This window comes from Microcoleus sp. D3_18_C4 (genome assembly GCF_036702355.1).
Lineage (GTDB): Bacteria > Cyanobacteriota > Cyanobacteriia > Cyanobacteriales > Microcoleaceae > Microcoleus.
Window position 1 is genome coordinate 1 of sequence record NZ_JAUBTF010000166.1, and the last position, 1,131, is coordinate 1,131.

The window sequence follows — 1,131 nt, forward strand, 5'->3', positions numbered from 1 at the left end:
CCATTAATGGTAGCAGCAGTATTAACCTTGCTGTGGCGAGACGTAGCTGGAGTGACAGAACTCACAAGAATGCTGGCAAGAGAAGGTTTTTTGTGGTGCCGACCTACGACAGTTACTCAACAAGCAATGTCTCAAAGATTTTTAAGTTTTCCTGCCACCTTATTTGAGGGAGTCTTCAAAAATTTATTACCAATTTTAAGAACTGCTTGGTACAAGAGAAACCAACGACCTCTACCAGAAAGCATTCAATTTGCATTGACCAAATTTTCGAGAATTTGGATAGTAGAGAGCTGCGACGCTCGAAGCATTGTTTTGCAAGCTCAAAAGTCTGGAAGATATACCGCGAGGGCAGTTGGCAGGAAAAATGGCAACAGTCATAGATTTAATGACCAGGCTACCTGTTGAAGTTTGGTTTCAGGAAAACCCGAGAGCTTCTGATGTTAAGCTTGAAGAAAATCTCCTGCAATTAGTGCCAACTCAAACCTTACTCTTACTGGATAGAGGATTTTATCATTTTAGCTTTTTGCTCAAATTAATTGAACGAGATATCCACTTAATTCCTCGCTTAAAAAAAGGAGCATCAATTAAATTAGAACAAGTATTTACCAAGAGTTACGACCTGCGAGATAGTCGAATTCGTCTCGGGTCAGGAACTGCAAAAACTCCATTTATTACCTTACGTCTGATTGAAGTTCGTTCAGGTAAGATTTGGCATTCTTATTTAACAAGCGTACTAGATCCTCATGTATTACCTCCCTACGTTGTGGCAGATTTATATCGTAGGCGCTCTTCGGATTGAAGATGCTTTTAATACCGTCAAAAGACTCTTGGGCTTAAGTTATTTGTGGACGGGTTCTCTCAACGGCATTCAGCTCCAAATTTGGGGGACTTGGATATTTTATGCGCTCTTGGTCGATTTAGGTGATGCCGTTGCTGACCAACTCTCTTTACCAATAGATTCGATTTCATTAGAAATGATTTACCGGGGTCTTTACCATTTTTATGTAGCTCATCAACACGGTAAGGCAACTGACCCTCCAAAGTATTTCGCCGCGCCCGAAAACCAAGATTTAGGTATTGTTAAATCTCAACGAAAGCCCAATGTTAAGTTAATTGTTGCACCTTTCCCTG

1 pseudogene is annotated in these 1,131 nt (G+C 40.7%); it reads left to right on the forward strand.

The features are described from left to right. Positions 1–1,131, forward strand: a pseudogene (locus QUA90_RS30370) (IS4 family transposase); the annotation flags it as partial.